The sequence below is a fragment of the Mesorhizobium sp. PL10 genome, from assembly GCF_053714315.1.
The window spans coordinates 78,381-103,381 of the sequence record NZ_JBSKBR010000016.1; the positions used below are offsets into that span (position 1 = coordinate 78,381).

22 protein-coding genes are annotated in these 25,001 nt (G+C 63.2%); 8 read left to right on the top strand and 14 right to left on the bottom strand.

Annotation, left to right across the window (positions count from 1 at the left end; genetic code table 11):
• The first annotated feature begins 106 nt into the window (after nucleotides 1–106).
• On the top strand, nucleotides 107–877 hold the full coding sequence (locus tag ACWGTO_RS23795) for an isocitrate lyase/PEP mutase family protein (RefSeq protein ID WP_454577231.1): 771 nt from the start codon (nucleotides 107–109) through the stop codon (nucleotides 875–877).
• Between the two features lies 1 nt (nucleotide 878).
• On the opposite strand, the gene ACWGTO_RS23800 is transcribed toward ACWGTO_RS23795, so the two are convergent.
• The 3 genes from ACWGTO_RS23800 to ACWGTO_RS23810 all read right to left on the bottom strand — a co-directional run bounded on the left by ACWGTO_RS23800 (nucleotide 879) and on the right by ACWGTO_RS23810 (nucleotide 3,990).
• On the bottom strand, nucleotides 879–1,934 hold the full coding sequence (locus ACWGTO_RS23800; RefSeq protein WP_454577232.1) for a peptidase M14: 1,056 nt from the start codon (nucleotides 1,932–1,934) through the stop codon (nucleotides 879–881).
• Nucleotides 1,935–2,155: 221 nt separating this feature from the next.
• Nucleotides 2,156–3,532, bottom strand: a complete 1,377-nt coding sequence (locus ACWGTO_RS23805) for an FAD-containing oxidoreductase (RefSeq protein ID WP_454577233.1) — start codon at nucleotides 3,530–3,532, stop codon at nucleotides 2,156–2,158.
• Entirely contained in the window at nucleotides 3,529–3,990 is a 462-nt protein-coding gene (locus ACWGTO_RS23810; protein ID WP_454577234.1) for a DUF4126 domain-containing protein, read from the bottom strand. The genes ACWGTO_RS23805 and ACWGTO_RS23810 overlap by 4 nt, the downstream gene beginning before the upstream one ends.
• 130 nt (nucleotides 3,991–4,120) lie before the next feature.
• Between ACWGTO_RS23810 and ACWGTO_RS23815 the strand changes: the two genes are divergently transcribed.
• Entirely contained in the window at nucleotides 4,121–4,678 is a 558-nt protein-coding gene (locus ACWGTO_RS23815) for a sugar O-acetyltransferase (RefSeq protein ID WP_454577235.1), read from the top strand.
• A 16-nt stretch (nucleotides 4,679–4,694) separates the two neighbouring features.
• On the opposite strand, the gene ACWGTO_RS23820 is transcribed toward ACWGTO_RS23815, so the two are convergent.
• Nucleotides 4,695–5,690 carry a helix-turn-helix domain-containing protein gene (locus tag ACWGTO_RS23820; protein WP_454577236.1) on the bottom strand — a complete coding sequence of 332 codons (996 nt, stop codon included), beginning with the start codon at nucleotides 5,688–5,690 and terminating at the stop codon, nucleotides 4,695–4,697.
• Nucleotides 5,691–5,818: 128 nt separating this feature from the next.
• Between ACWGTO_RS23820 and ACWGTO_RS23825 the strand changes: the two genes are divergently transcribed.
• Nucleotides 5,819–6,457: a cysteine hydrolase family protein gene (locus tag ACWGTO_RS23825; protein ID WP_454577237.1), complete on the top strand. Its 639-nt coding sequence runs from the start codon at nucleotides 5,819–5,821 to the stop codon at nucleotides 6,455–6,457.
• Nucleotides 6,458–6,520: 63 nt separating this feature from the next.
• Here ACWGTO_RS23825 and ACWGTO_RS23830 read toward each other — a convergent pair whose 3' ends face one another.
• From ACWGTO_RS23830 to ACWGTO_RS23870, 9 genes are all read right to left on the bottom strand, one after another.
• On the bottom strand, nucleotides 6,521–8,200 hold the full coding sequence (locus ACWGTO_RS23830; RefSeq protein WP_454577238.1) for a formate--tetrahydrofolate ligase: 1,680 nt from the start codon (nucleotides 8,198–8,200) through the stop codon (nucleotides 6,521–6,523).
• 312 nt (nucleotides 8,201–8,512) lie between these two features.
• Complete coding sequence (locus ACWGTO_RS23835) at nucleotides 8,513–9,637, bottom strand: DUF2333 family protein (protein WP_454577239.1); 1,125 nt, start codon at nucleotides 9,635–9,637, stop codon at nucleotides 8,513–8,515.
• 15 nt (nucleotides 9,638–9,652) lie between these two features.
• A complete protein-coding gene (locus ACWGTO_RS23840; RefSeq protein ID WP_454577240.1) occupies nucleotides 9,653–10,954 on the bottom strand; it encodes a DUF6638 family protein in 1,302 nt (433 codons plus the stop codon).
• Nucleotides 10,955–11,179: 225 nt separating this feature from the next.
• The gene (locus ACWGTO_RS23845; protein ID WP_454577241.1) at nucleotides 11,180–13,090 is read right to left on the bottom strand and encodes an ATP-binding protein; all 1,911 of its coding nucleotides are present in this window, start codon (nucleotides 13,088–13,090) and stop codon (nucleotides 11,180–11,182) included.
• Between the two features lie 24 nt (nucleotides 13,091–13,114).
• Nucleotides 13,115–14,260 carry a hypothetical protein gene (locus ACWGTO_RS23850; protein ID WP_454577242.1) on the bottom strand — a complete coding sequence of 382 codons (1,146 nt, stop codon included), beginning with the start codon at nucleotides 14,258–14,260 and terminating at the stop codon, nucleotides 13,115–13,117.
• Nucleotides 14,261–14,287: 27 nt separating this feature from the next.
• The gene (locus ACWGTO_RS23855; protein WP_454577243.1) at nucleotides 14,288–15,376 is read right to left on the bottom strand and encodes a hypothetical protein; all 1,089 of its coding nucleotides are present in this window, start codon (nucleotides 15,374–15,376) and stop codon (nucleotides 14,288–14,290) included.
• Nucleotides 15,377–15,698: 322 nt separating this feature from the next.
• The gene (locus ACWGTO_RS23860) at nucleotides 15,699–16,082 is read right to left on the bottom strand and encodes a c-type cytochrome (protein ID WP_454577244.1); all 384 of its coding nucleotides are present in this window, start codon (nucleotides 16,080–16,082) and stop codon (nucleotides 15,699–15,701) included.
• A gap of 88 nt (nucleotides 16,083–16,170) precedes the next feature.
• On the bottom strand, nucleotides 16,171–17,355 hold the full coding sequence (locus ACWGTO_RS23865) for a glycosyltransferase (protein WP_454577245.1): 1,185 nt from the start codon (nucleotides 17,353–17,355) through the stop codon (nucleotides 16,171–16,173).
• A 14-nt stretch (nucleotides 17,356–17,369) separates the two neighbouring features.
• Nucleotides 17,370–17,981: a thymidine kinase gene (locus tag ACWGTO_RS23870; RefSeq protein WP_112561118.1), complete on the bottom strand. Its 612-nt coding sequence runs from the start codon at nucleotides 17,979–17,981 to the stop codon at nucleotides 17,370–17,372.
• A 237-nt stretch (nucleotides 17,982–18,218) separates the two neighbouring features.
• On the opposite strand from ACWGTO_RS23870, the gene ACWGTO_RS23875 reads away from it, so the two are divergent.
• The 4 genes from ACWGTO_RS23875 to ACWGTO_RS23890 all read left to right on the top strand — a co-directional run bounded on the left by ACWGTO_RS23875 (nucleotide 18,219) and on the right by ACWGTO_RS23890 (nucleotide 21,631).
• Nucleotides 18,219–19,154, top strand: a complete 936-nt coding sequence (locus ACWGTO_RS23875) for a choline ABC transporter substrate-binding protein (RefSeq protein WP_454577246.1) — start codon at nucleotides 18,219–18,221, stop codon at nucleotides 19,152–19,154.
• Between the two features lie 137 nt (nucleotides 19,155–19,291).
• Nucleotides 19,292–20,146, top strand: a complete 855-nt coding sequence (gene choW, locus ACWGTO_RS23880; protein ID WP_454577247.1) for a choline ABC transporter permease subunit — start codon at nucleotides 19,292–19,294, stop codon at nucleotides 20,144–20,146.
• A complete protein-coding gene (gene choV, locus ACWGTO_RS23885) occupies nucleotides 20,143–21,324 on the top strand; it encodes a choline ABC transporter ATP-binding protein (protein WP_454577248.1) in 1,182 nt (393 codons plus the stop codon). Before choW ends, choV begins: the two co-directional genes overlap by 4 nt.
• 16 nt (nucleotides 21,325–21,340) lie before the next feature.
• Nucleotides 21,341–21,631: a hypothetical protein gene (locus ACWGTO_RS23890; protein ID WP_454577249.1), complete on the top strand. Its 291-nt coding sequence runs from the start codon at nucleotides 21,341–21,343 to the stop codon at nucleotides 21,629–21,631.
• A gap of 38 nt (nucleotides 21,632–21,669) precedes the next feature.
• On the opposite strand, the gene ACWGTO_RS23895 is transcribed toward ACWGTO_RS23890, so the two are convergent.
• Entirely contained in the window at nucleotides 21,670–23,700 is a 2,031-nt protein-coding gene (locus tag ACWGTO_RS23895) for a transcriptional regulator (RefSeq protein ID WP_454577250.1), read from the bottom strand.
• A 201-nt stretch (nucleotides 23,701–23,901) separates the two neighbouring features.
• On the opposite strand from ACWGTO_RS23895, the gene ACWGTO_RS23900 reads away from it, so the two are divergent.
• Entirely contained in the window at nucleotides 23,902–24,987 is a 1,086-nt protein-coding gene (locus ACWGTO_RS23900; RefSeq protein ID WP_454577251.1) for a PLP-dependent cysteine synthase family protein, read from the top strand.
• Nucleotides 24,988–25,001: the final 14 nt, after the last annotated feature.

The window sequence follows — 25,001 nt, forward strand, 5'->3', positions numbered from 1 at the left end:
AACGCCTGTTCGTGGCCGCCGCTTCCGCGACCCATGGCACATCGCCAGAGCTGGTGGTCCTGCCTAGACTATTCGTCCAACATCGAGAAAGACGGGAAAGACAGCAATGACCGACCAGATCGAGCGCGCACGCACGTTCCATGCCCTCCATGTCAAGGGAAACCCCATCGTTCTCTACAATGCCTGGGATCCGGGCTCGGCCAAGATCGTCGAGAAGGCGGGCGCCAAGGCCATCGCCACGGGAAGCTGGCCGGTGGCGGCCGCCTTCGGCTATGCCGATGGCGAGAAAATCCCGCTGGAACTGGCGCTGGACAACATCAAGCGCATCGTGGCTGCGGTCGACCTGCCGGTGACCATGGACCTTGAAGGCGGCTATGGCATCGAGCCGGAGGCTGTCGCCCAGACCGTGACACGTGCCCTGCAGGCCGGCGCCATCGGCTTCAATTTCGAAGACCAGATCGTCGGCGGCGCCGGCCTGCACGACATCACCGTACAGGTGAAGCGGATCGAGGCGGCAGCGGCGGCGGTCAAAGCGTCTGGCATTCCGGCCTATATCAATGCCCGCACCGACATCTTCCTCAAGGCGAAGCCGGATGTGCATGACAAGGGTCTTCTCGACCAGGCGATCGAGCGGGCGAAGGCCTATGAAAAGGCCGGCGCGAGCGGCTTCTTTGCGCCGGGCCTCGGCGACGAAGGGTTGATCGAGGCGCTCTGCAAAGCGACGGCGCTGCCGGTCAACATCATCGCGCTGGCGCATGTGCCGCCTCGCCAGCGGCTGGCCGAGCTCGGCGTTTCCCGCATCAGCCACGGGCCTGTGCCTTACCGGCAGATGGCCGAATGGCTGGAGGCCAAGGCGCGGCAGGCTATTTCTGGTTAGGTCAGTCTTCCAGCGTCCCGGACCTTGCGTCGGCGCTCTTCTTGTCGCCGACCAGCTTCAAGAGATCCTCGCCGGCGCGGATGATGCGGCGCGAACGGCGGGTCAGGATGACGCCGTCCTGCGGCGCCAACACTTCGGTGCGACCGCCGGTCTCGCCGGGTGTATGGACGATGGTGGCGAGGCGCGCGCCCTTGGCGACGCGGTCGCCGGGCTTGACGTCGTAGAGGATCGCACCCGCCCGGGGCGCCGGCATCATGTCGATGTTTTCCAGCGGCGCGACGAAGCCGGCGAAGCTGCCCGGCACGGGCAGGGCAGGATCGGCGATCACGCCGCGCGCCACCAGCAGCCGGTAAAGCCCTTCGGCATCGGATGCGGCGAGCGCGCCGTCGACGTCGAGCATGCCGCGATATTCGACCGTGGTGGCGACGCGGCGATCGAGCTTCGCCACGCCGGCGGGGACGTTCTGGTATGGCATGATCGTGGCGCCCTCGAAGGTGCCGTCAGTATCTTCGCTCCACAGCACCACCGCATCGATGCCCATGGCGGCAGCGCAATCGGCCATCGCCGGCCACAGGCTGCTGTGGACGTAGAGATAGGCCAGTCCTTCATCGTCGCAATGCAGGTCGAGCACGATGTCGTGGCCGATCGAAAGCTGTATCAACCGCGTCTTCAACTGCTGGTCGGCGGTGCCGAGGGTGGTGTCCGGTAACAGCGTCACGTCGGGCGCGGCGAGCAGTGGAAAGCCGCGGTTGAAATTGTTGCGGGTGCCGAGATTGAAGCGGCCCTGATGCTCGCCGAAATGATATTGCGCGCGGCCGATCGGGTTGGCCCAGGGCACGATCGTGATGTTGCCCTTGATGCGGCCTTCAGCTTCGGCCTTGTCCAGCGCCGGCATCAACGCGTCGATGGCGACGACGCCCGGCAATTCACCGGCGTGGAGTGCCGCCTGCAGATAGGCCGAAGGTGCGGCCTTGTCGGCGCCGGCAAAGCGGAACACCGGAAATTCGTAGGAAACGCCTTCGGTGTCGCCGACGATGCGTTCGATCGATTTCTGCATGGGATGCCTCCAGGACAAGAGGCGGAACACATGCACCTTTGCCGAAGGGCTGTCGATTGGTCCAGACTACGCCGCTATGGGCGCAATGCGATCATTTAGCGTTAGCCGGAACGGTCGCTGCAGGGGCTGACCGTTCGAGCGCCTGAGAAGCCATGTCGGGCGCAATGAACATCGCTCCAATGCACCAATGCAGAAAGCGCTGAGCTTGACGCAGCCGGGCCTCAGACGAGTGGCTTCAGCTCCTGGGCGATGGTTGGCAACAGCTCCGAGACGTTGGGATGGATGTGCATGGCGCGAGCTAACGTGTCGACAGGCGCCTTGGCGTACATCAGGTCGAGCACGCAGTGTACCGCCTCGTCGCCGCCGGGGCCAAGCACCGAGCAACCAAGGATCTCCCTGGTGTCGGCATCGACCAGGATCTTCATGAAGCCCTGCGTCTCGCCTTTCTCGACGGCGCGGCCGACGCGGGTCATCGGCCGCTGGCCGACCAGGGCCTTGCGTCCGGATTTCTTCACCGCAGCCTCGGTCATGCCGCAGCGGCCGAGCGGCGGATCAATGTAGAGCGCATAGGCCTCGATGCGGTCGCTGACCTTGCGCGGGTCGTTGTCGAGCAAGTTGGCGGCGACGATCTCATAATCATTGTAGGAGGTGTGGGTGAAGGCGCCCTTGCCGTTGCAGTCGCCCATCGCCCAGATGCCGGGCACGCTGGTGCGCAACTGATCGTCGACAGTGACGAAGCCGCGCAGATCGATCGCGACGCCGGCCTTGTCGAGGCCGAGATCGTCGGTGTTGGGAGTGCGACCCAGCGCCAGAAGCACATGCGATCCGACGGCCGGCGGCTTGCCGGCGGAGAAGGTCACGGCGATGTCGTTGCCCTGTTTGGCGAAACGGATGTCGTCGGCACCGACATGGACCGTTATGTCTTCGTTCTCGAGGATCGACAGGATGGCGGCCGACACATCCTCGTCCTCGCGGCCTGTGAGGCGCGGGCTCTTTTCGATGACGGTGACTTCGGAGCCGAAGCGGCGAAACATCTGCGCGAATTCGAGCGAGATGTAGCTGCCGCCGACGACGACGAGATGGCGCGGCAGTACGTCCAGATCCATCATCGAGGAGTTGGTGAGGTAGTCGACGTCGTGGATGCCGGGTAGATCCGGCACCGAGGCACGGCCGCCGGTGTTGAGAAAGATTTTCTCGGCGGTCAAAAGCTCGTCGCCGACGCGCACCGTGTAGGCGGATTCGAAACGAGCATGGCCCCGATAGAGCGTGCAATTGTCCATGCCGGCGATCCAGTCTTCCAGCCCGCTGCGGGAGGCGCCCGACACCTTATCCTTGCGCGCCTTGATCGCTTTGTAGTCGACGGCGACGGGCCCACCGAGCGTCACGCCATAGTCGGCGGCGCGGCGAGCGAGATGCGCGGCATAGGCGCTTGCCACCATCGTTTTGGTCGGAATGCAGCCGGTGTTGACGCAGGTACCGCCGATGAGCTTGCGCTCGATCAGCGCCACCTTCATGCCAGCCGCGTTCAGCCGGCCTGCGAGCGGAGTGCCGGCCTGTCCGGCGCCGATGACGATGGCGTCGAAGGTCTTTGCCGTCATGCCACAGCCGCCACGATCAACAGGCCTCCGATGATCGCGACTGCGTCCTCGATGAGGGCGGCAGGCAAATCCTTGCCGAAGGCGGCCGCCAAACGGCCGCGCGTCTCGGCGCCGCCATACGTGCCGATGACGGCGCCGATGGCGCCGGCAATCAGGCCGCCAATGGTGGAACCGGCGGTCGCGCCGATCACCGCACCGGTGAAGGCGCCCATGATGATGCGTGCGCCGAATTGCTGCGGCACTTTGCGGCTCGGCGTCGAGGGCAGCTGGTCGGTGATGAGTTCAACGATGGCGAGGATGGTGAAGATGCCGACGGCGGCCCAGTGGCCCATGAAACTTGCCCAGGTGCCGGCGACCGGGAGCCAGCCGAGATAAGCGCCCCAGGCGACCGCAGCCGGCGCGGTCATGGCGCGAAGACCGGCAATGATGCCGATCAGAAGTGCAAGCAGATAGAGCATGGTCGATCCCCTCAGTGCGGAACCTCGGACGGTCCGCGCGGCAAGCTAGCATAGGCCGGGGATTTGGACAGCGGGCTTTTCCCCGGATGAGGATTGTGCTTTGGCAGGAGATCAAATCGGAGGCGTGGCCATGTCCGCAAGCGAACGCGCGAAGATGATTGCAGGCCAATGGTACACCTGCATCGATGACGAACTCGAGGCGCTGCGGGTGGTCGCGCGCGATGCGGTGTTCGAGCACAATTCGCTGCCGCCCCGGCAGCGCGGCAACATCGGTCCAGCGCTATCGGCGCTGCTCGGCGGCGTGGGCGAGGGCGCCCGCATAGAGGCGCCCTTCCACTGCGCCTACGGGCTCAACATCCATCTCGGCGCAGGCACCTTTCTCAATGCCGGCTGCACCATCCTCGACACTGCGCCGGTGCACATCGGCAAGCGGACGCTGCTTGGACCTCATGTGCAGATCTACTGCGCCGAGCACCATAAGGAGGCTGCGGGCCGGCAGGCGGGGCTGGAGATCGCCAGGCCGGTCACCATCGGCGGCAACGCCTGGATTGGCGGCAGCGCCATCATCCTCGGCGGCATCAGCATCGGCGATGGCGCCATCGTCGGCGCCGGCGCGGTGGTGACGCGCGACGTGCCGGCAAATACCACGGTGGTTGGCAATCCGGCGCGGGCGGTCAAGCGCGGCTGAATCCTTCGCAGGGCGGTCAATGCGAAGCCACGCGCGCCACACTTTCATCCCTACCGGCTCGCCGCGAGAATTCACGCCGGTATTGCGCCGGTGACGTCTTGAGCCGCGCTGAAAAATGCTGGCGCAGCGAGGTGGCGCTGCCGAAGCCGGCCTCGAAAGCCACCATGTCCATCGATTTTTCCGTCGCCTCCAGCAGCCGTTGCGCGAGTTGGATGCGCTGGCCGGCCAGCCACTCGCCAAAGCTGGTGCCGATCGATTTCTGGAAACGGCGGGTGAAGGTGCGCCGGGTCAGGCCGGCGGCCTCGGCGACACGGTCGAGGCTGTGTGTTTGGCCGAGCGTTGCCCGCACCGTGTCGAGCGCCTGGGTGAAGCGGTCGGTTGCCGGGGTCTTCGCCATCGGGCGCTCGATGAACTGGGCCTGCCCGCCCTGCCGGTGCGGCGACAGCACGATGTGCCTGGCCAGCCGCAGCGCTATCTCCGCGCCATAGCGGGCGCGCACGATGTGCAGGCAGCAGTCGAGCCCAGCGGCGACACCGGCCGAGGTGACGATGTCGCCATCGTCGACATAGAGCACGTCGGCGTCGACTTCGATGTCGGGATGCAACGCCTGCAACCGGTCGGTGGAGAACCAATGCGTCGCCGCCCGCCGGCCGGCGAGCAGCCCAGCGGCGGCGATGGCGAAGGTGCCGAGACAGAGGCCAACGATCAGCGCGCCGCGTCGGTTTGCGCGCGTAAGCGCTTCGAGGAGCGGGGTGGGAAGCGGGGCGTCGAGATCTTTCCAGCTCGGAATGATGACGATGTCGGCATCGTCGAACGCGGGGAGCCCATGCGGCACCGCGATCGTCAGCCCGGCATCGGTGTGGATGGGCCCATCGTCGAGCGCGCAGACGCGAAAGTCGAAACGCGGCAGGCCGAGCTTGGTGCGGTCGGTGCCGAAAACCACGCACGGCACGGAGAGGTGGAACGGGCTGATGCCGTCAAAGGCGAGGACGGCAATGATCGGATCAGTCATGGGCGTTTCCAGCAAAGCGAAACCGGATTGTCCCAATTCTTTCGAATGATGTCAATCGGGCCACTTTTGACAGCCGGGCGATCGGCCTATTTTCGACCTGTCCCATTCAAGCCCGAAAGGAAAACACCATGTCCGCCAACACCACGCTGCGCCGCGCACTCATCGTCATCGATGTCCAGAATGATTATGATGGCGGCAACCTCGCCATCCAGTATCCGCCGTTCCGCGACAGCGTCGTCAATGTGACGCGGGCCATGGACGCCGCTACTGCCGCCGGCGTGAAGGTGGTGGTGATCAAGCAGATGGCGCCCGAGACCTCGCCCGTCTTCGCCAAGGGCAGCCATGGCGCCGAATTGCATCCCGAAATCGCCAGGCGTAAGCGCGACCACTATGTCGAAAAGACCCTGCCAAGCGCCTTTACCGGTACGGATCTTGAAATCTGGCTGCGCGCCAACGCCATCGATATGATCACCGTTGTCGGCTACATGACGCATAATTGCGACCTGTCTACCGTGATCCACGCCGTGCATATGGGCTTCGCGGTGGAATTCCTGTCCGACGCCACCGGCTCGCTGCCCTATGCCAACAGCGCCGGTTATGCCTCGGCCGAAGAGATCCACCGCGTGGTAAGCATCATTCTGCAATCACGCTTCGCGGCCGTGCTCAAGACCGCCGAATGGATCGATTGCCTGAAGACAGGTGCCCTGTCCGAACGTGACACGCCCTACGCGTCCAACCAGCGGGCGCTGGCGCGTAATGCGGCTTAGTTCTCAGGAAGCAAAAAGGCGCCGCATCGCTGCGGCGCCTTTTGATTGTCGAGATGAAAGATCTTAGAACAGGCCTTCGATCTGGCCGGCTTCGTTGAGGAGGATCTTTTCCGAGGATGGCGCTTTGGGCAGGCCGGGCATGGTCATGACCTCGCCGCAGATGACGACGACGAAGCCGGCGCCGGCCGAAAGCCTGACCTCGCGCACCGGCACGGTGTGGCCGGTCGGCGCGCCGCGCAGGTTCGGGTCGGTCGAGAAGGAATATTGAGTCTTGGCCATGCAGACCGGCAGGTGGCCATAGCCGGCCTGCTCCCAGGCATGCAGTTGGTCGCGCACCGACTTGTCGGCAATCGCTTCCGAGCCGCGATAGATGCGTTGGACGATGGTGTTGATCTTCTCGAACAGCGGCATGGCGTCGGGATAGAGCGGGGCGAACTGCGAGGCGCCGGATTCGGCCAGCGCCACCACTTTGTTGGCGAGATCCTCGATGCCGGCGGAGCCATGGGCCCAGTGCTTGCACAGGATCGCTTCCTCTCCCATCGAGGCGACATAGTCCTTCATCGCCTGGATCTCGGCGTCGGTGTCGGAATAGAAGTGGTTGATGGCAACCACCGCCGGCACGCCGAACTGCCTGATGTTCTCGATGTGGCGTCCGAGGTTGGCGCAGCCCTTCTTCACCGCCTCGATGTTTTCCTTGCCGAGGTCTTCCTTCTTGACGCCGCCATTCATCTTCATGGCGCGCACGGTGGCGACGATAACCGCCGCTGCCGGCTTGAGGCCCGCCTTGCGGCACTTGATGTCGAAGAATTTTTCGGCGCCCAAGTCAGCGCCAAAGCCGGCTTCGGTGACGACATAGTCGGCGAGCTTCAGCGCCGTTGTGGTTGCGACCACGGAGTTGCAGCCATGCGCGATGTTGGCGAACGGGCCGCCATGCACGAAGGCCGGGTTGTTCTCCAGCGTCTGCACCAGGTTCGGCTGCATGGCGTCCTTGAGCAGCACCGCCATGGCGCCGTCGGCCTTGAGGTCGCGGGCATAGACCGGCGTCTTGTCGCGGCGGTAGGCGACGATGATGTCGCCGAGGCGCTTTTCAAGATCCTTCAGGTCGTTGGAGAGGCACAGGATCGCCATGACTTCGGAAGCGACGGTGATGTCGAAGCCGGCCTCGCGCGGGAAACCGTTGGCGACGCCGCCAAGCGAGGCGATGATTTCGCGCAGAGCGCGGTCGTTCATGTCCATGACGCGGCGCCAGACGACGCGGCGGGTGTCGATGCCGAGCTCATTGCCCCAGTAGATGTGGTTGTCGATCAGCGCCGACAAAAGATTGTGCGCCGTGGTGATGGCGTGGAAGTCGCCGGTGAAGTGGAGGTTCATGTCCTCCATCGGCACGACCTGCGCATAGCCGCCGCCGGCCGCGCCGCCCTTGACGCCGAAATTCGGACCGAGCGAAGCCTCGCGGATGCAGACGATCGCCTTCTTGCCGATGCGGTTCAAGCCATCGCCGAGGCCGACGGTGGTCGTCGTCTTGCCTTCGCCGGCCGGCGTCGGGTTGATGGCGGTCACCAGGATCAGCCTGCCGTCCTTGTTGCCCTTCACCGACTTGATGAACTCGGCCGAGATTTTCGCCTTGTCGTGGCCGTAAGGCAGCAGATGCTCGGTCGGGATGCCGATCTTCTGGCCGATCTCCTGGATCTGCTTTTTCTTGGCGCCACGCGCGATCTCGATGTCGGACTTCACTTCGGCCATGACGGCTTTCCTTCGGATTGGACGGTGGAGGGGACGGGTTTGATATCACTCGCAGGCATGTTGAACCCGGGCGCGGGCATGTTTTAACCCTGTCGCTGCCGCGGCGTCAACTTGCATGCAACTATGTTTCCTATGAAGAAAGTGTCTCCGCGGCCGGGCCGACCTGTCGCCGGTTCTTCCTGGCTCCGTTGCCGCGCCGTATAGAAGCCAGAGGACGCGGCATTGCGCCGTCTCAAAACAGCCGCGCAATGCACGGAATGCGACAGAGGCGACGACGCAAATTTGCCATCGCTGCTGGCGTTGCGATAAGCGCTACTGGGTCAGAACGTTGCTGATCTCGACCATGTTGGAGCGCACGCGAAGCACGTAGAAACCCATCGTAGTCAGATGGGTCGGCATGATCCAGCCATCCTCGCGGCCATTGGCGATGATGAAGGGCTGGATGCGCAGCGCCGAGACGAATTGGGCGTCCATCGTGTCCCACAGATTGCCGAGATGCTTTTCCTTGATCACGTCCTCGAAGTCGGCCTGGGCGCCCTTCATCAGGCCGTAATAGGCATAGAGCTGGCCATAGGCGAACCAGAAGCGGTCGTCGGCGCGGAAGTCGAACCAGCCATTGTTGTGGTTTTCGGCGCGCTCCTTGAGGATCGCCGAGGTCGAACCGATGTCGGAGGAGATGCGGTCTATATACTGCTTCAGATTGTCGGCACGGGCGTCGAACGTCGCCTGGCAGGTGGCCAGGCGGGCGTTGAAGGAGCGCAGCTTGTTGACGGCATCGCGATAGTAGCTCGGCGTCGGCGTCTTCGGTCCGAACGGGTTCAGGCCGAAATACCAGGTTTCCTCATCGAACTGCAGATTGCCGCGCGCATCCTGCAGATCGGCGTCGATCTGCGATGTCGTGCGCACGCGACCGAGATTGTCGGCAAGCTCGGTGGCGGTGCGCCGCACCGCCTGGTTGACGCCGCGCTGGAACGAGGCCTTGTTGTCCATGAACGGCGTGTGATCCCAGTCGACGCCGAACAGCCCGAGCTTGTAGAGGATCATCGACGAGACCCAGGCATTCTGGTTGACGTTGAAGTCAGTGAGGTCGGCCGCCACCTGGGCGATGCCCGAATTGCCGCAGGTCTTGGCGGTGTCGGTGCCGGCGCCGGCCGCGACCTGTTCGCCGGCGGAAATGTTGCGGTTCTCGAAGGTGTATTTGTCGACGTAGTTGGGGTCGAACTTGTTCCACCACTGGGTGGCGTAGAAGAAGTTGGCGTAGAGGCCGATCAGCACAAGCAAAGCCAGGCCGACCACCGCCTTCAGGATCCAGCCGCGCTGCGTGTACCAGCGCCCGGCCCACATGAACGGCCACAGGACCACGCCGATGGCGAGGCCGATGCCGCGGCCGATCCATTGGAAGATGCGGGTGAAGAAATTCACGATCGGATCAAGCATGGCTGTTTTCACCCCTCAATCAGTCAGGCCATAAAGGCGCGTGCGAAACGCCACCTTGTCCTTCAAATATGTGGTTTTCAGAACGTCCACAACATGCGATCGCCAGGCATCGCTGTAGCCGTCATAGTCCTTGTAGAAGCCGGGCTTGTTGAAGACGTAGCGCGAGACGAAGTCCTGCGGCACGAAATCCGAGATCAGCTGGTTGGTCAGCCATGCATCGGGATGGTCGGGCTTGCCGCGCACGACCAGGAAGCGCTGGCGCGGCGCGACATCCTCGATCTTGAGATGGCCGAGCTGGGCGATCTCGCGCTTGGCGGCGTTGAGGAAGGGGAAATTGCCATCGCTGGTGATCAGGTCGGCATGGCCGTGGATCCAGGTCTGCAGCCAGACCTTGTCCACGTCGGTCAGATTGCGGTTCGGCTCGGTGTCGCGGATCAGCGATCGCACCACCATCTCGGCGCGATGCTCGAGATAGCCCGAGCTTTCGACCCATGACGCGCGCGGCAGTTCGATGCGGCCGGTCGAGGCCAGGAACTTGAACACCTTGTCGGCATCGTTGATCGAGAGGTAGCTGACCTGCCAGGGCCGCGAGCGGCGAAAGCCGGGTGCGGCCGGGTCGCCGATGACCGTCGTCATTTCGGAATCGACGAAGACGTAGACGCCGCCGAAATGGCTGGTCCAGAAGGCGTTGTGGCGGAAGATCACCTGGTCGGGAACCAGCGCGTTCTCTCTGATGTCGCCGCAGACCTTGGCGAGATCGACCATACGGGTCAGCATGGCATTGTCGCGCCAGGCGTCCGGCTCCTGCTTCAGCCGGTCGACGAGCTTGCCGAGTTCGGCGGCCTTTCCCAGCACATCCTCGGCCGACAACACCTTGAACTCGACCTGGCTGATCGAGAGAAGGTCCTCGATGTCGTTGACCAGCGGAACGGAATCCTCGATCTCGCCGTAGATGACGTCCTTGATGGTCAGCGCGTCGATGGCGCGCTGGTTCTTGGACATGAACTCGAACATCAGCTGCGAGGTGTTGGAGAATGCGGTGTGCACCACCGGCAGGTCGATCTGCGACGGCGTCAGGATGATGAAGCGGCGGTTGACCTCATTGGGATCGAGGTAGTTATAGTCGCCGCATTCCTCGGCGATCTCGGGCGAGAAGCCGGTGCGGTCGATCTGGAAGCTCTTCAGCTTGGTCGGCTTCAATCCGAAGGCGAGAAGCGCCTTGTTGTAGCGCTGGATGAGGTGCGATTCGTCGACCGTCAACAGCCGGCCATAGATCAGCTCGTTGTCGCGCAGGAGGTCGGGTTTCTTGGCGCTCACTTATCCTTCTCCCCGTTCACGGGGAGAAGGTGCCCGAAGGGCGGATGAGGGGCAGCGCGGCCTTCCCTTCTCCCCTTGTGGGAGAAGGTGTCGCCGAAGGCGACGGATGAGGGGTGTTCCAGGGAACGCCAGCGTCTCACTCCGCTGGAACACCCCTCATCCGTCTCGGCGCTATCGCGCCGATCCACCTTCTCCCACAAGGGGAGAAGGGGAGGCCGGCGCAACTCACGCATTCCAGAGCCCCTTCTTCTTCATCTCCTCCATCTCACGACCTGCGCGTTCACGCAGCCTCGCGTCGCGCAGCAGTTTTTCCACTGCGGCGTCGTCTGACTTGTCGGAATAGCGGAACTCGGAATCGGCGTAGCGGTTGATCTCCTGCATCACCATGTCCATCGAGAACGGCCCGCGCAGTTCTTCGATCATGGCTTTCTTTTCATCGTAGCCCTTGTGCATGAAGGCTTCCGGTTTCTCGAACCAGTCGTCGGGAAGCTCGATGTCCATGGCGCGCATCTTGATGGCGTCGGTGACGTTCTTGATGGCGCGGCCGGTGAAGCGCGGTTCGGCATCCTTGATCAGGTGCAGATAGGTGCCGATGTCGGCCATCGATTTCGGCGCGCCATTTTCCTTCATGTAGCGCTCATAGACCTTCATCAGCCCGTCTTCCTGCGGCTTCTCATGCTCCTCATAGGCTTCGGTCACGGCGCGCTGGATTTCCTGCGCGGCGTAAAGCTTGTGGTCGCCAAGCGGGATCTTGTGGTTCTTGCCCGCGAGCAGCACGAAGATGTCGACATAGTCGTCACGGCTCTGCGGCCCGTCGACCAGCCAGCGGGCGCCGGCGCGCTGGCGCAGCGCGTCGTCGACATTTTCGGGATAGTTGGAAAACATGCCGAAGGAGCAGTTGCCGCGCACCACCGTGCCGGCTCCAGCAAAGGCATCCATCAACACGCCGGTGATTTCCTGCTGGCCGGCCGAAGCGCGGTCGTCGGAGCGGCGTGCCGCCACCTGGTCGATATCGTCGACGGTGCCGAAACCGATGACGCGCGGGTTCAAGACATTGTTGATGAACTGGCGGCAGTTCTGGCCGGATTTGCCCTGGTAGGACGAGATCTGGTCGACGCCGAAATTCTCATAGGCGAAAGGATAGCCGGCGACCTGGCAATAGCCGTTGACGAGGCCGGCGATCATCTGGATCAGCGTCGTCTTGCCGGTGCCGGGCGCGCCGTCGCCGATGAAGGTGAAGAGGAATCCGCCGAGCTCGACAAACGGGTTCAGCTCGCGCTCGAAATCATAGGCCATCAGCATCTTGGCGAGCTTGACCGACTGGTATTTGGCAATGTGGTTGCCGACGACCTCTTCAGGCTTCTTGAAGGTCATCACCAGCGGCTTGGAGCGCTTGCCGGGCGCGACGTCGAAGCCGTCGAGGGTGAAATCGTCGGCGTCGATGCGGATATGGGCGTTCTCGAACGGACCGATGCCGTCGAAGCGGCCTTTGCGCGCCAGCAGCCCGTCTATGGCAACGCGCGCGAAAGCACGCGCCCGCGTCGTCAGGTCGCCATCATCCTTGGAGCCCGCAATCGCCTTGTCGAGACCGGCGACGATCGACTTCACCGCATCCTGAGGTGTGTCGAACAGGAAGTCCGGCTCGGGGATGTCGTTGGGCGCCTCGCCATCGCTGTCGATCAGCTGGAACAGATAGGAGGCAAGGCTGAAGGCTGAAACGTAAGCCGATGCTGACAGAAGCTTCTTGAAGGTGGCGGCATCGTCGCCTTCCAGCGGCGCGCGGGTGTTCTTGGCCTGCAGGCCTTCAAGGTCTGAGCCCTCTGCAAAAACGTCGGAGATGGCGAGCGCAATGGCCAGGCCGCGCCGGGCGCGAAACAGCAGCGTGTGCTGCGGGATGCTCATCAGCTGATCGTCGGGATGAATGGCGGCGACGGTCTTGGTCAGTTCGACCTCGCGCGTGCGACGCACCGAGCCGACCGAGACGGTCGAGACGAAGCGGCGGTTGGTGCCGGCAAGGGCGGTGCCGGATTCGCGCGAAGGGTCTTCCAGAACGACGACGCGGGTGATGAAGCTCTGCGCCGTGGCGCGGTGCTTTTCGATCGCCGCTTCCGGGATGGTGGTCAGGCCGGTGTCCATGAAGGATGCTCCGTGGTGTGACGGTCAGACGTCTGAGATGACCTGCCCGTTGGACAGGATGTGGACCTTGTAGCCGGAAAAGATCTTCTGTGCCTCCCCCGCCGCGTAGAGTGCCTGATAGGCCTCGTGCGGGATCAGCGCGTGGTTCTCATAGCTCGACACGCCCTGGCGTGCGGCTTCGAGATCGTCGGTGTTGATGAAGAATTCCTGCGTCGTCTTCTCGCTTGAAAACAGGCCTTTGCGTCCAGGTTTCTCGCCCTTGGAATAGACCTCCTGGATAGTCCAGGTGAGCAGCCAGGCATTTTCGGGCTTGCGCACCTTGGCCAGCACCTCGGTCACCGTCGAATTGTTGTCGGTGATACCAGCGGAATAGAAAGGGCCAAGCACGACACGACGCAACTGCTTGGGGTGCAGCGGCTCGAAATCCTTGTCGAGATTAACCGCAATCGTCGCAGGCGACAGCGTGTAGGCGGAATTCTTCTCGGTGAAATCGTCGAAGCGGTGAGCGAGCTCGGGATTGAGCAGGCCGTCGACGGGGAGCGGAATGTCGACCCGTTCGTTGAGCTTGCCGTTGCTGTCGACAAGCTGGCTGATCATGGCTTCGGAGGAATCCTCCACCGTCACCATATAGACCAGCGGCAGGTTGGCGCTGCCGTCGAATGTCGCCCAGTGGACGAGGTAATAGGGCCGGAAGGTTTTTGGATTGACCGAGACCTTGGCCGTCTGCGCCAGCGAGAACGGGCCAAAAGTCTGCTCGCTCTTGACGTCCTCGAGATAGAGCCGCTCGGCCATCGACTTCTGCAGCGCTTCGGGGAATTCCTTGTGGCGCAGGATGAAGTCGGCCATTTCCTCGCGCAATTCGCCGGCCAGCGGAATGTTGGCCAGCCGTGCGTCGGCCTGGCGGCGATCGTTTTCCAGTTCGAGCAGGTTCTGGAAGACGGGATAGCCGCTGTCGGCGCGCGAAATGCGGAACGTGTCCATGAAGCCGAGACGGTTGCGCCAGCAGGAGAACGACTTGTCCAGCCGGGCAATGTATTCGGCGACGATCTTGGCGACGATGCCGTGCCGGTAAAGCGGCGAGCGGTCGTCGCGCATGAACACTTCAAGGCCGCTGAGTGCGGCCGTGATGGCGGAAAAATAGCGCGCCGCCGCTTCATTTTCGGGAGTCATGCCGGTGTGCCCGCGTGCAGCCGCTCCTTACGACTGCACGTAGTTCGCCGAATTGTGCTTCTTCATCACGTCGTCGAAACGGCGGGCGAAGGCATCGTCGGCAAGCTTCTTGCGGCGCTGGATGTCGGCGCTGGCGACCATGTTCTTCTCGTGCATTTCGAGGAGATCGCCAATGTGCTTTTGCGCGGCGGCGCCAATGCCGGCCATGGTCTCTTCGGCGGTGTTGTCGACCTGGCTGCCCAGCGTGTTGATCTTGTGGGCGACGTCCTGCTGGGCGGCGGTCTTCAAAGAATCTTCCAGGGCCTTGTAGAGCACGATGCGCTGTTCGGTATCGATGGTCAGCTTGTTGATCAGCGTAGACTGCGCGGCAATCTGGTTGTTGAGCGAATCGACGAAGGTCTGGAACATCGAGGTGTAGCGCTCCAGCGTCTGGCTCTCGGCCAGCAGCTCCTGCTCCTTGGCCTGCTTTTCATTGTATTCGGTGGCCAGTTTCGAGCGCTCGCCCTCAAGCTGCGTGCGCTCCTTCTGGCTGGTTGACGCCGCGATCTTGTTCTCGATGTCGAGCAGCAGCGGGTTGACCTCCTCGATGCGCTTCTGCACCGCTTCGAGGTTGGTCATCGTCACCTTGCGGCGCTCGATCACCTGCGACAGGCTGGCTTCGGAGGTCTTGTAGCGCTGGTCGAGGACCTCTTTCTGCGCCTTCAGGATGCCGACGATGGTGTCGGATTTTACCAGAAGCTCCTGCAGATTGCCGGCCAGCGACATGTTGCGGACACGGTCGGTGCGCATGCGCTGCTTGCGTTGCGCGGAGAAGACGCCGACGAAGCTTTCCCAGCCGGTGTAGTTCTTCATGCTCTCGAATTCGGTGCCGAAGACGTTGGTGGCGTCTTCCAGCCCGATGATCAGGTCGGCGATGTTGCCTTCCATCACCTTCTGCTGCTTCAGCACGTCCTCGATGCGGGCATTCTCGATGTCGAAATTGGCGTCACCGATCTTCTTGTCGGCGGTGGCCAGCGTGTCAAGCACGGTGCCGGACTGCTCGATCTTGGTGCGCATGTCCTGCACGACTTGCCTGGTCTTGGCAATTTCGGCATCGAAATTCTGCAATGTCGCCATAGGGGCCTCCCGCTTCGGCTTCCGGTCGCTGGCTGCGAACAGCGGCGAATATATGTGGGGCATCCGGGGATTGAAAGACGCAAGACAAGACCCGCCCCGAAAACAAAAAAATCCGTCATCGTCTTGAAAGTCAATGAAGGCGGGGTCATGGCGTGATTAATTGACCGGCCACACATTGTTCAACTGTCATTGAACTTTGATGCTGGCAACGCAACCGATCTCCGCTGGCGTCGATGCCCTGAAATTCGGCAGAGAACTCAACCGGTTACAGGCGAGAGACAGCTGGCGAAAACCATCGCCGTCACGCTAAGCATCCAGCCGTTCAGGGCTTCGGATCGGCCTTCAGATAGGCGATGACGTTTGCGATGTCGTCGTCGCTGGTCAGGCCGGAGAACGCCATCTTGTTGCCGGGTACTTTCAGCTTGGGCGCGCTGAGATAGGCCTTGAGGTTGGCTTCGTCCCAGACGAGGCCGGCGGCGCCGGCATCCTTCATGGCCTGCGAATAGTTGAAATTCTCGGCTGTGCCTGCGGTGCGGCCGACGACACCGAGGAGATGCGGTCCGACCTTGTCGCGGTCGGTTGCCGCCTCGTGGCAGGCCATGCACCGGTAGAACACTTTCTTGCCGAGTGTCGCGTCGCCGTCGGCCTGCGCGGCGATGATGCCGGCTAAGTAAATGACAAGTGCTGACGAAATGGCTCTAAGCATGGCGGTCCCCGGCTGGCTCTGGCTGCGGGCAAAATAGGCCGCAGAGCCTTAACAAACGCCGCACGGTGGATGGATTGCAAGACGGGTCTTATCCCGTCCGGTGGAGCGGCATTTCCGCGATTGCCTGCCCGATCGCTTTTTCAATTGCCGCCGATGAGTGGTTATCGCGCACGAAGGTGCGGCCGCTCTCCGCCATCTCAGCCGCCGCTTGCGGGTGTTTCGCGAGATCGATGATTTTCGACGCCAGTTCGCCGGCATCGCTGTCGGACAGGAAATGCCCGCCCGCCTGCAGGCCGAGCCCTTCGACGGCTTTTTCGGTGGCGGCGACGACAAGGCCCGCTGCCATCGCCTCCAGCACCTTGATGCGGGTTCCGCCGCCGAAGCGCAGCGGGATCGGCGCATAGCCGGCGGCGCCGAGCAGGTCCGGTAGACAGGGCGGGTTTTCGATGAGCCTCAGCCCGTTTTTCGCGCAAGTCTGGCGCAAGACATTGCCCGGGTTCCTGCCGGCGACGGTGATCGACCATGGCTGACCGGAAGCGGCGAGGCGCGGCACCATTCTACGGCCGATCTGCTTGACGGCGTCGATGTTGGGGAAATAGCCGAGATGGCCGATGAAGCACAGGCTGAGCTCACGGTACCGCTCGGGGCCAATCGGCAGGGAGAGAACGCTCTCGTCCGGAACTGGGTTGGCGATGAGCCTGACGTCGTCGACAGGGCCGAGAGCAGACAGCAGCATCGCGTCGGTCCGCGAACAGACCCAGACCTGATCGGCGGCGGCCGCCGCACGCCTGTCGGCGTCGCGCGCCTGCGCTTTCTTGCGCCTGTTTTGGCGCCAGCCTCGAATTTGCTGCCACAGAGTCAGCCCGGCGATCCGGTCCGCCACCGTCCGCGAATCGATGTTATGCAGGTCAAGGACGGTGCGCGCGCGATGCTTCCGCGCCAGCGTCAGCAACTGCGCAAGCATGATCTCCTCGACAACCACGAGGTCGGGGTCGAATTGCCGCCACAGGGCATCGGCCTCGGCCAATTCGTCGTCCGGCATGATGTGCATGGTCGGGTGGGGGCTACGCCTGTACCAGGGATCCCGGCCACGCGCGGTCTCGATGATCCGGTGACGGATGTTCGGCGGCGTGGAAGGCGCCGGGGCGCCACTTAGGCTTACCGTCAGGACCTCGCCCATCAATGCCAAGGCACGCGCGTTGGCGGCGTTCCTGATCTCGGCGCCTGACACCGGCGGAAACGGGCAATCGACTGCGAACTGGAGAATTTTCATGTTGCCCCGGCCGTTCAGCCTCTGGTGAAGCCGATGAAGTCGTCGGGCGCGGCGCGGCCCATTTCCTCTTCCCAATGGCGGCGGCAGAGCGAGACATAGACGTCCTTGCCGATCGCCACCTGTTCGCCCTGTCTGGCCACCTTGCCGTCAGGGCCGAGACGCACGACCATCGTCGCCTTGCGGCCGCAGCGGCAGATAGTGCGCACTTCGCGCAGGTCGTCGGCGATCGCCAGAAGGGCACGCGAGCCGGAAAACAGATTGCCCTGGAAATCGGTGCGCAGGCCGTAGCACATGACCGGGATGTTCAGCCGGTCGGCGATACGGGCAAGCTGCCAGACCTGCTCTTCCTCGAGGAACTGCGCCTCGTCGACGAAGATGCAATGCACGGTCGTGTGCTCATGGTGCTCGGCGACGCGGGCGTAGAGATCGTCGCCGTCGCGGAACATCTCGGCCTCGGTCTCCAGGCCGATGCGCGAGGAGATCAGCCCGGTGTCGCCCTTTCTGTAATGGCCGGCGACGAACAGCATCGTCGTCATGCCGCGTTCGCGATAGTTATAGGACGCCTGCAAGAGCATCGTCGTCTTGCCGGCATTCATCGTCGCATAGTGGAAGTAAAGCTTGGCCATGCCGCTCTTTTAAGCCGAGTTGGCGCAGCGCGGGGAGGGGGGCACCTCAGCATTTCACGGGAAAAGCCATCTGCCATCGAAAAAGCGGCAAGCGTGTCGCTGTTTGGCCAGTCCGCGCCGTTGATCGTGATTGCCTTAATGCTTGAAACCACACCAGAATGGTGTTTGGCTGACGAAACAAGGCGGGCAGAGAACCGTAACGACGCTTCGCCAAAGAATCACAATGGGAGACTACCAATGTCGCGTATGAACACCTTCGTCGCCGGCCTCGGTCTGGCGACTTTCCTGTCCACGAGCGCTGCTCTCGCCGGCGATCCGGAGAGCTGCAAGACGGTGCGCCTTTCCGATGTCGGCTGGACCGACATCCAGGCGACGACCGGCGTCGCTTCGGTGCTGCTCACCGCGCTCGGCTACGAGCCGCAGACGATCCAGCTTTCGGTGCCGGTGACCATGGCGTCGCTGAAAAACAAGGATCTAGACGTGTTCCTCGGCAACTGGATGCCGTCGATGACCAACGACATCAAGGACTACACCGCCGACGGTTCGGTCGAGACGATCAGCACCAACCTGACGGGCGCCGGCTACGGCATCGTCGTGCCGACTTATGTCGCTGACGCCGGCGTCAAGTCGCTGACCGATATCGGCAAGTTCAAGGACAAGTTCAACGGCAAGATCTACGGCATCGAGGCCGGCAATGACGGCAACCGCATCATCCTCGACATGATCAAGAACCCGAAGGACAATCTCGAAGGTTTCGAACTGGTCGAGTCCTCGGAAGCCGGCATGCTGACGCAGGCCGAGCAGTCGATGAAGAACAATGAGTGGATCGCCTTCCTCGGCTGGACGCCGCATCCGGTCATGGGCGCCATGAAGATCACCTATCTCGACGGCATGGGCGACAGCGGCTTCGGCGCCGCCACCGTCTACACCAATGTGCGCAAGGGCTACACCACCGAGTGCCCGAATGCCGGCAAGTTCATCGCCAACCTGAAGTTCAACCTGGACATGGAAGGCGAGATGATGGACGCGATCCTGAAGGGCGGCGACGCCAACACGGTTGCAGCCGACTGGCTGAAGAAGCACCCTGACGCGGTCGCGCCGTGGATTGCCGGCGTCACCACCTTCGATGGCGGCGATGCAGCGGCAGCGGTGAAGACCGCGCTCGGTAGCTGAGCCGACTGAATTCGGCAAAGCCGAACCAGGAAGGGCAGCCAATTTAGAAAGGGCTGCCCTTTTTCATATCCTGTGAGAAGATGACGTAACGACAGCAGAGGCCGGGGGCAGGCGGTCTCGCGCATGAGAGGGGCGATATGGATCCGATTTCGAAATTCATGGTCGATCACAAGATACCGATCGGCGCCTGGGGAAAGGCGTTCTTCGGTTTCCTCACCGATAATTTCGACACTGTGTTCAGGGCTTTTTCGAACGGCCTCAATTTCCTGCTCGACGGGCTGGTCGACATCCTGCTGGTGGTGCCGCCGGTGCTGCTGGCGCTGGTCGTCGCCATCATCGCCTGGCTGCTGCAGCGCTCGCGGCCGCTCGCCATAGGCGTCTTCCTCGGCCTGATCTTCATCATCAACCAGAACCTCTGGAAGCAGACGGTGCAGACGCTGGTGCTGGTCGTGGCCGCCGCAGCCATGGCGATGGCCATCGGCGTGCCGCTCGGCATCTGGGCCGCGCACAAGCCGAAGGTCTACCGCATCATGCTGCCGGTGCTCGACCTGATGCAGACGCTGCCGACCTTCGTTTACCTGATCCCGGTGCTGACACTGTTCGGCCTCGGCAACGCGCCCGGCCTCATCGTCACCATCATCTTCGTCATCCCGACCGCGGTGCGGCTCACCCATCTCGGCGTCGTCTCGGTGCCGAAGTCGATCATCGAGGCGGGCGAGGCCTTCGGCGCCACCAAGCAGCAGCTGCTGTGGAAGGTCGAGCTGCCCTCGGCGCTGCCGACCATCATGGCCGGGCTTACCCAGTCGATCATGCTGTCGCTGTCGATGGTGGTGTTTGCAGCACTCATCGGCGCCGGCGGCCTCGGCACTGAAATCAACCGCGCGCTCGGCTCGCGCCGCATCGACCTCGGGCTCGAGGCGGGCCTGGCGATCGTCGTGCTCGCCATCGTGCTCGACCGGATGACGCGTATCGGCGTTGGAGGCAAGAAATGACCGTCGCCGTTGACTTTAGGAATATCGATATCGTCTTCGGATCCGATCAAGCCGGTTCGCTTGCACTGATCGACGGCGGCGCCACGCGCGCCGAAATCCTCGAAAAGACCGGCAACGTGCTGGGCTGTGCGGGCGCCAGCCTGACCGTGCATGAGGGCGAGATATCTGTCCTGATGGGCCTGTCGGGCTCCGGCAAGTCGACCCTGCTGCGGGCCGTCAACCGGCTTAACGTGGTGTCGCGCGGCCAGGTGCTGGTCAAGGACGGCGACAACACTGTCGATGTCGTAACCTGCGATCAGGCGACGCTGCGGCGGCTGCGCCAGAAGCAGGTGGCGATGGTATTCCAGCAGTTCGGCCTGCTGCCATGGCGCACGGTGGAGGAGAATGTCGGCCTCGGCCTCGAACTCGCCGGCGTGCCGGAGCAGGAGCGCAAGGAGCGTGTGCATCGCCAGCTCAAGCTGGTCAATCTCGACCAGTGGGCGAAGAAATATGCGCATGAGCTGTCCGGCGGCATGCAGCAGCGTGTCGGCCTGGCGCGCGCCTTCGCTACCGAGGCGCCGATCCTGCTGATGGACGAGCCGTTCTCGGCGCTCGATCCGCTGATCCGCACCAAGCTGCAGGACGAGTTGCTGCAGCTGCAGGCAGAGCTGAAGAAGACCATCATCTTCGTCAGCCACGATCTGGAGGAGGCGCTGAAGATCGGCAGCCACATCACCATCATGGAGGGTGGCCGCATCGTGCAGACCGGCGCGCCGGAAGACATCGTGCTGCGGCCCGCCAACGACTACGTCCGCGACTTCATCGCCAATGTGAACCCGTTGTCGGTGCTGACCGCCTGGAATGTCATGCGCGACCGTCGCGATCTCGAGCACGGCGATAACGGCTGGGTGTGGCTCGACCGGCGCAAGACGACGCGCTTCAAGATCGACGAGCACGGGCTGGTGACGGCGGCCGAGCGCGACGGCAAGCCGGCAGTGTGGGTGTCATGCGCCGATGTCGAGGCGCAGAAGGAAGAGACGGCGCAGGTGTTCTGGGCCAATCCCGGCACGTCGCTGAAGACGGTGATGCTGGCCATGCACCGCTCGCAGACGGCACCGGTGGCGCTGTTCGACGACCAGTCGCGCTTTGTCGGCTCCATCGGCATACGGGACGTGCTGAGCGCGGTGTTGCGGCGTTAGGCCGGCAACATCACCGATGAAACGGATTTTGACCTGGCTGTCGATGCCGCGGGCGGCGCAAGCGGCGCTCGGTTTGCTGATCGTGATTGCGATCCGCTCGAACCTGGAGTTCTTCCGCCTCGGAGGCGCGACCGGGTCGCCGCAGGGCAATGAGGAAGTCTTTTACATCGAAGGCTCGCTTGCTGCATCCATCGCCGCACTTGTTGCTCTTGCCTTGCATGCGTTCGGACAACATCGCTGGGCAACGCTGTTCGCGGCAATTGTCATCATCGCCTTGCTGGCCTGGAAGATTGTTGCCGTTCCTTGACAGGCTGATAAGGCGGCCAAGCTGGCTGCTTTGCAGGTTCAGCTAAGCCCGATGCGCTTGGCGCCGAGCTTGTAGAGGGCTGTCGCGTCTGGGTCGAAGCGGAAGGTGCCGATGAAGTCGTCGGTGCTATAGTCCGGAAGCGCCTTGCGGATGGCGGCGGCGAAGGTCTTGGCCTCGTCGAGCCGTCCGGCCAGCGCCAGGCAATGGGCGGCGATCGACAGGATGATGACATGGGCATTGGGGCGGGCCGCGGCCTTGAGCGCCCAATGCGCCGCATCATCGAACTGGCCGAGGCGGACATGGGCCATGGCGCGTGCACCCAGCATGCCGAACAACAACGGATCGAACGGCGACAGATGGCGCGAGTGATCCGACGATCCGATCGCGGCTTGCGGGTCGCCCGACTGCGACTGGACGAAGGACAGCGCATAGTGGCCAAGCGCGAAATTGGGGCTGAGGTCGACAGCTCTTTCCAGCTCGACAAGCGATGCATTGCCTTCGCCGCGCAGCCATAGCGCCCGACCCATCGCCCAGTGCGCGGCCGGATTGTGGTCGTCGACCAACAGGCTCTGGCCGGCCGCTTCATAGGCAAGCGCGCTGTCCTGGTCGCGGTCGCCCCAGCGCTGAAAAGCGCTCTGCCAATGGGTGAAGGACAGGCCGGCATAGGCGCGGGCGAAGGTCGGATCCTGCCGTATGGCTATATCGAAGAAATGCCGGGCGAGGTCGTTTTCGCTGCGGGTGAAGCGATACATGTGCCAGAGGCCGCGGTGGTAGGCGTCCCAGGCGTTGAGTGAATTGGGCGCCTTCAGCATGGCGCGGTTGCGCTCGACCGTCTCGATCTCGGATGAGATCGAGGCCACGATGCTGTTGCCGATATCGTCGAGGATCGCGAAGATGTCGTCGGGCCTGCGCTCGAAGGTCTCGGCCCAGACGATCCTGGCCGTGCGCACCTCGACAAGCTCGACGGTGACGATCAGGCGCCCTGTCACGCTGCGCACCGTACCGGTGGCGACATAGTCGACATTCAGCCGGCGACCGGCATCTTCCGGCGCGATGTTTTTCTCGGCCAGCGCGAAGACCGAGCCACGGGCGATGACGAAGAAATCCCGGAGCTTGGCCAGGCGGGTGATGATGTCGTGGGTAAAGCCGTCGGCCATTCCCCCGCGAATGCCGCTGCCGGCGTCTTCGGCGAACGGCATCACGGCAAGCGAAGCTTTGTGCGGTGTCGAAGGCTCGGCACCGGCAAGCATGATCGGCGCCGGTTTCGCAGCCGGCGCCGTTACCGGCTGTGCCGGCAGAGTCGCGCAGTGACGTTCCGTGCGAATGGCCAGCCACGCCTGGCGCACCGGGCCGAAATCCAGCTCTTCCGACTGAAACAGCTGCGCTGCTGCTACCAGATGGTCCTCGCAGGCGCCGAACTGGCCGCGCCGCGCCAACCTTGCCAGAAGCGCGATGTGGGCGCAGCTGTCGAACGGGGTCAATTCCAGCCATTTTTCGAGATGAGAGGAGACGTCTTCGGAATCGGCCGGGAGCGTCTTGACCAGATGTTCCAGTATGGCTGCGTGGCAGGATCCGAAACGACGGCGTTGCGCGGTCAGCCAGCTGTTGAAGAGCGGGCTGCGGTCGATCTCCAGCCCCTCCAGAAAATCACCGACGAAGAGCTTTGACAGCGCCTGCAGTCGCTCGGGGTCGAGAGTTTCTATGCCTGCGGCAGTCCCCGCCGCGACATCCAGCACGTCGACCGAAATGCCGTCGAGATCAAGCGCGATTGTATCATCAGCGGTTTCGATCGTGCGTCGCCCCGGCTCGTCGAAAGCAGCCCGCAATTTGCTGAGGCACCAGCGCAACTCACCTCTGGGGTCATTTGGGACATCCCACAGCAATTCGCACAGCTTGCCACGTCCGACCGGGTGGGGCGCCAGCACCAGATAGGCCAGCAGCGCGCGCAGCTTGCGCGATGCCGGCAGGACCACCGGGACGCCGTCGCGCGCAATCGCCGGCGCCCCAAACAGGCGCACGCTAAGACCTTGACGGATGCTCTCCACGGTCGATTCCACGTCGGATACCACGCCTTCTCCCACGCCGGCCCGCCGGCCCCTGCTTTATCACCGAACACGACAGAGTGCACCCGGCTTGCAAAATTTGCGCGCCGGATGTGGGGTTCACCACATTGCGGCACGTCAAAGACCTGTAGTGCGGCAAGGTGTCGAAACCTCGCCGCCCAAACCGCCGGTGTGTAACCGGCCCGTGAGCAAACCAGGAGTTCATCCATGTTGCACAAGCAGAAAATCAGAACCACGGCCGGCCGCGGCCGCCTGTTCGACAGCATTCTGGACACGGTCGGCGACACGCCGGTCATCCGTGTCAACAATCTCGGCCCGGGGCACGCCACCATCTACGTCAAGGCCGAGTTCTTCAATCCGGCGTCGTCGGTGAAGGACCGGCTGGCGCTCAACATCATCGAGGAAGGCGAGCGCACCGGCGCGCTCAAGCCGGGACAGACCGTCATCGAGGCGACCAGCGGCAACACCGGCATCGGCCTTGCCATGGTCTGCGGGCAGAAGGGTTATCCGCTGGTGGTGACGATGGCCGACAGTTTTTCGGTCGAGCGCCGCAAGCTGATGCGCATGCTGGGCGCCAAGGTGGTGCTGACCCCGCGCGCCGAAAAAGGCTTCGGCATGTACAAGAAGGCGGTGGAATTGGCCGAAGCCAATGGCTGGTTCCTGGCCCGCCAGTTCGAGACCAAGGCCAACGCCGACATTCATGAAGCGACGACGGGACGCGAGATCGTCAACGATTTCGCCGGCTCGCGGCTCGACTATTTCGTCACCGGTTATGGCACCGGCGGCACCGTCGCCGGCGTGGCGCGTGTGCTGCGCCGCGAGCGGCCTGAGACCAAGATCGTGCTCACCGAGCCCGCCAACGCGCAGCTTGTCGGGAGCGGCAAGCCGCAGGTGCGCGGCGCCGGCGGTGCGCCGGCCGCCAGCCATCCGGCCTTCGAGCCGCACCCGATCCAGGGCTGGACGCCGGATTTCATCCCTGATGTCCTGCAGGAAGCGATCGATGGCAACTTCTATGACGAGGTGATGCCGATCGCCGGACCGGAGGGCATGAAATGGGCCAAGGCGCTGGCGCAGCAGGAGGGCATCTTCACCGGCATTTCCGGCGGCTCGGCTTTCGCCGTCGCGCGCCAGATCGCCGGCACGGCGCCGGCCGGTTCGGTGATCCTGTGCATGCTTCCCGATACCGGCGAACGCTACATGACGACGCCGCTGTTCGAGGGCATCGAGGCCGAGATGAATGCGGAAGAGCTTGCTCTATCGCGCTCGACGCCTGGCTGCCAGTTCCCGGCATGATCACGGCCCGTCAG

Excerpts from the sequence above, each read along its gene's own strand:
- ACWGTO_RS23810 (WP_454577234.1), bottom strand. The coding sequence starts at position 3,990 with ATGCTCTATCTGCTTGCACTTCTGATCGGCATCATTGCCGGTCTTCGC.
- ACWGTO_RS23800 (WP_454577232.1), bottom strand. The coding sequence starts at position 1,934 with ATGCAGAAATCGATCGAACGCATCGTCGGCGACACCGAAGGCGTTTCC.
- ACWGTO_RS23870 (WP_112561118.1), bottom strand. The coding sequence starts at position 17,981 with ATGGCCAAGCTTTACTTCCACTATGCGACGATGAATGCCGGCAAGACG.
- ACWGTO_RS23890 (WP_454577249.1), top strand. The coding sequence starts at position 21,341 with ATGAAACGGATTTTGACCTGGCTGTCGATGCCGCGGGCGGCGCAAGCG.
- ACWGTO_RS23865 (WP_454577245.1), bottom strand. The coding sequence starts at position 17,355 with ATGAAAATTCTCCAGTTCGCAGTCGATTGCCCGTTTCCGCCGGTGTCA.
- ACWGTO_RS23820 (WP_454577236.1), bottom strand. The coding sequence starts at position 5,690 with ATGACTGATCCGATCATTGCCGTCCTCGCCTTTGACGGCATCAGCCCG.
- ACWGTO_RS23860 (WP_454577244.1), bottom strand. The coding sequence starts at position 16,082 with ATGCTTAGAGCCATTTCGTCAGCACTTGTCATTTACTTAGCCGGCATC.
- choW (WP_454577247.1), top strand. The coding sequence starts at position 19,292 with ATGGATCCGATTTCGAAATTCATGGTCGATCACAAGATACCGATCGGC.
- ACWGTO_RS23850 (WP_454577242.1), bottom strand. The coding sequence starts at position 14,260 with ATGACTCCCGAAAATGAAGCGGCGGCGCGCTATTTTTCCGCCATCACG.
- ACWGTO_RS23855 (WP_454577243.1), bottom strand. The coding sequence starts at position 15,376 with ATGGCGACATTGCAGAATTTCGATGCCGAAATTGCCAAGACCAGGCAA.
- ACWGTO_RS23900 (WP_454577251.1), top strand. The coding sequence starts at position 23,902 with ATGTTGCACAAGCAGAAAATCAGAACCACGGCCGGCCGCGGCCGCCTG.
- ACWGTO_RS23815 (WP_454577235.1), top strand. The coding sequence starts at position 4,121 with ATGTCCGCAAGCGAACGCGCGAAGATGATTGCAGGCCAATGGTACACC.
- ACWGTO_RS23835 (WP_454577239.1), bottom strand. The coding sequence starts at position 9,637 with ATGCTTGATCCGATCGTGAATTTCTTCACCCGCATCTTCCAATGGATC.
- ACWGTO_RS23845 (WP_454577241.1), bottom strand. The coding sequence starts at position 13,090 with ATGGACACCGGCCTGACCACCATCCCGGAAGCGGCGATCGAAAAGCAC.
- ACWGTO_RS23805 (WP_454577233.1), bottom strand. The coding sequence starts at position 3,532 with ATGACGGCAAAGACCTTCGACGCCATCGTCATCGGCGCCGGACAGGCC.
- ACWGTO_RS23795 (WP_454577231.1), top strand. The coding sequence starts at position 107 with ATGACCGACCAGATCGAGCGCGCACGCACGTTCCATGCCCTCCATGTC.
- ACWGTO_RS23830 (WP_454577238.1), bottom strand. The coding sequence starts at position 8,200 with ATGGCCGAAGTGAAGTCCGACATCGAGATCGCGCGTGGCGCCAAGAAA.
- ACWGTO_RS23825 (WP_454577237.1), top strand. The coding sequence starts at position 5,819 with ATGTCCGCCAACACCACGCTGCGCCGCGCACTCATCGTCATCGATGTC.
- ACWGTO_RS23875 (WP_454577246.1), top strand. The coding sequence starts at position 18,219 with ATGTCGCGTATGAACACCTTCGTCGCCGGCCTCGGTCTGGCGACTTTC.
- choV (WP_454577248.1), top strand. The coding sequence starts at position 20,143 with ATGACCGTCGCCGTTGACTTTAGGAATATCGATATCGTCTTCGGATCC.